Source organism: Klebsiella sp. GG_Kp173 (assembly GCF_040062415.1).
Classification (GTDB): Bacteria; Pseudomonadota; Gammaproteobacteria; order Enterobacterales; family Enterobacteriaceae; genus Klebsiella; species Klebsiella quasipneumoniae.
This window is the reverse complement of record NZ_JBEAFZ010000055.1, coordinates 1-3,258: the sequence shown is the minus strand read 5'-3', so window position 1 is coordinate 3,258 and position 3,258 is coordinate 1. Positions and strand designations below refer to the sequence as shown.

Annotated in this window: 1 protein-coding gene and 2 pseudogenes; all 3 read right to left on the bottom strand. The window is 53.4% G+C overall.

Annotation, left to right across the window (positions count from 1 at the left end; translation table 11 throughout):
• A pseudogene (locus tag ABLU50_RS16045) lies at positions 1–235 on the bottom strand (DDE-type integrase/transposase/recombinase); the annotation flags it as partial.
• Between the two features lie 80 nt (positions 236–315).
• Positions 316–1,824: a group II intron reverse transcriptase/maturase gene (gene ltrA / locus ABLU50_RS16040; RefSeq protein ID WP_001189111.1), complete on the bottom strand. Its 1,509-nt coding sequence runs from the start codon at positions 1,822–1,824 to the stop codon at positions 316–318.
• 672 nt (positions 1,825–2,496) lie between these two features.
• Positions 2,497–3,185 (bottom strand): annotated as a pseudogene (locus tag ABLU50_RS16035) (IS3-like element ISEc52 family transposase); the annotation flags it as partial.
• Positions 3,186–3,258: the final 73 nt, after the last annotated feature.

Below are 3,258 nucleotides of genomic sequence, written 5' to 3'. Positions count from 1 at the left end.
ATCTGGTTAAACGGCAAACTAAGTGGTGGTAAAGACTGACATCGGCATTATTACTATCGCTGTGGAACATCACCCCGACTGGCTTACCACGGGTTTCCCATGCCATTTCCAGTGCTTTCATGGTGAGCCTGCTGTCCGGCGAGAACGACATGGCCCAGCCCACTGGTTTTCTTGCGAACAGGTCGAGAACAACGGCGAGGTACGCCCAGCGCTTACCCGTCCAGAGTAGAGTAAGAGGCAGGGCGTAGTCGGACTATTTCCCTGCCTCTCCTCCCCGAACCGGACGTGCACCTTTCAGCGCATCCGGCTCTCCATTTAAATGCTGGCGAACGCCATTGCCACTTCTGTAAAGCGCGATGTATACGTGTTTCTGGTCTCCGTCCTCAGATAGGGATTACCTTCGGGTAGCCGCCAGCGGAACAGCTTCTTGCCTTGCCCCACCAACCGGTACAGTATTTCGCCGCTGAGCTTGCCGTGATTGGTTTTACCAAATAAAACCCACGTTTTGCTCTGACCCGGTTTCGGTGATTTACACCACCACCTCATCAGGGAAGCGATACCTGTACGGTATTTGCGGGCCAGCCAGTGAGCCAGCTTCCAGAACACGACACGGTCGATATAACTGAAGACTTTGGCCTTAAAATCAACGAACTGATAGAACATGGCCCAGCCTTTCAGTTTTCGGTTGAGTTGTTCAGCCATATCGACTTTGCTTTCACTGTAGTTGCCTGATAACAGTGCTGTCAGCGATGCGGCGAAGTTTCTGGCTTTCTCCTGCGGGATCGTTGAGACCACTCGCATCTCGCCATAACGACTGCGTTTGCGAATGATCCTGTGCCCCAGAAAGATAAAGCCGTCATTAACATGGGTGATTTTAGTCTTATCCATGTTCAGCCTGAGTTTCAGACTGCCTTCGAGCACACCCCGACACTCCTCCCTGATGGCTTCCGCCTGTGCTTTGGTGCCTTTGACGATGAGGACAAAATCATCGGCATAGCGGCAGTACGCCACCGCGGGTTTCCACTGCCAGTTTTCTCTGACCGCCGTACTTCGGCCCCGTTGGATACTGTTATTCCAGTACCACCGATCTTTTCTGGCTTTCCCGCTCAGGTAGCGCTCATGCAGGTATTGATCGAACTCATTCAGCATGATGTTCGATAATAGCGGCGATATAACACCGCCCTGTGGTACACCTTCACTGGCCGCCCGAAAGAGACCGACATCGATATGTCCCGCCTTGATGGTTTTCCACAGCAGAGTCATGAAACGTGCGTCACTGATCCTGCGGCGTACAGCCTTCATCAGCAGTCGATGATGTACGGTGTCGAAGTAACTGGACAGGTCGCCTTCAATCACCCAGCGTCCCCGGGTTTCACCACAGTCTGTGAGCTGTAATTTCACCGTGCGGATCGCGTGGTGGACACTGCGCTCAGGCCGGAAGCCATATGAGAGCGTATGAAAATCACTCTCCCATATCGGCTCCATCGCCATCAGCATGGCCCGCTGAACAATACGATCCCGCAACGCGGGGATACCCAGTGGTCGCAGTTTGCCGTTGCTTTTAGGGATGTAAACCCGTCTGGCGGGCAAGGGCTGGTAGTGGCCTGAGAGTAATTCATCCCTGAGGATTTGCAGCTCAACAGCCAGTCTGGCCTGTAGCATTGTTTTGTTCACGCCATCAACGCCGGGGGTATGGGCCCCCTTTGATGAAAGCGTGATCCGCGCCGCTTCAGCCAGCCATTCTGGTTGTGTTATCAGACGCAGCAGCCGTTGAATCCGTAGGGACGGATCGGTGGCTGCCCATGTGGCAAGCTTGCGTTGCATTTCGCTGATTATCAAAGGTCTTCACCTCGTTAGGTCAGTTAATTCACGTCGCAAACACATTCAAACTGCTTCCCTTCGCCATGTAATGGGCTTTCCCCATCGCGGACTACTACGGAAGCTCCGCCAGCCAGCGCGTCATCGGAGCCATGCCCCCTTAACATCCGTCGCTGACCTTCCCCGGTTTACCTGCCTGGACTCAGGCATACTGAGGAGGCTGCCCGTCGCACTCTTTATCCTTGCTTGCCGCAAGTTGGCAGAAGTCAGCAACGCAAGCGTGATAGACGCTGCTGCCCCGGTGTTTCGCATACATGTCAAAACACCTTCGACCGGCAGTGCTTACGTATCACTGCCAGTTCCTCCTGCACGGCCTGTCAGATCACGTAGGCCGTGGTGACGTTTTCAACCCACAGAGGCGGATTAACGGGTTCATGTTCTTCAGCCTTTCAGTACTTAACCTTGAGGATCATCTCGGCTTAGTGATCTCGCCTCAATCCCCGTTGTCAGCGGGTTACATCACCCTGCGGGCATGCCGCAGGTCACTGCCGCTCAGGTTCTCCACCGTCACACCCGGTGGGATTGTTGGGTTTCTCATCGTGAGTTACCGGTTCAATATTCCAGACAGACTCGCGGTTCATTTAAGCATCCATGCCCGCCCTGAACTCCGGGCACACTATAGGTCACATCACCGCACCACACCTGATTTGGTTCCGTTACGGCGAACTGTCGCTCAAGATGATTCGGGATAGCAACGTGCTCATGACCACCACGCTTATACCGGTGAGTCGACTGCTGGCAACTGACCAGCCCCAGCTCTTTCATGAGTCTGCCAGCAAGCCAGCGCCCCATCTGGTATCCTCTCTGGGTTGCCATTGTGGCGATGCTTCTTGCTCCGGCAGAGCCGTGGCTGATGCCATGCAGTTCAAGTACCTGACTGCGTAATACAGCCCGTCTGCCGTCTGGCTTTTCAGGACGGTTTTTCCAGTATTTGTAGCTGCTGCGATGAACCCCGAACACATGGCAGAGAGTGGCCACAGGATAACGCGCCCTGAGTTTCCCGATTATCGAGAACTGTTCAGGGAGTCTGACATCAAGAGCGCGGTAGCCTTTTTTAATATTTCATTTTCCATTTCAATACGTTGTAGCTTTTTTCTGAGCTCACGGATTTCAATTTGTTCCGGGGTAATGGGGGAGGCTTTTGGTGTTTTGCCCTGCCGTTCATCACGTAATTGTTTCACCCATCGCGTCATTGTGGAAAGGCCGACATCCATAGCGCTGGCTGCATCTGCCACGGTATAGTTCTGGTCAACGACCAGTTGAGCGGATTCGCGTTTAAACTCTGCGCTGAAATTTCTTTTTTTCATTATGGCACCTGTGTTGTTCGTAAGCGTACAGCGTGAACCGTCTGGTCATAATCTGAAGCATCCGACAAAGTGG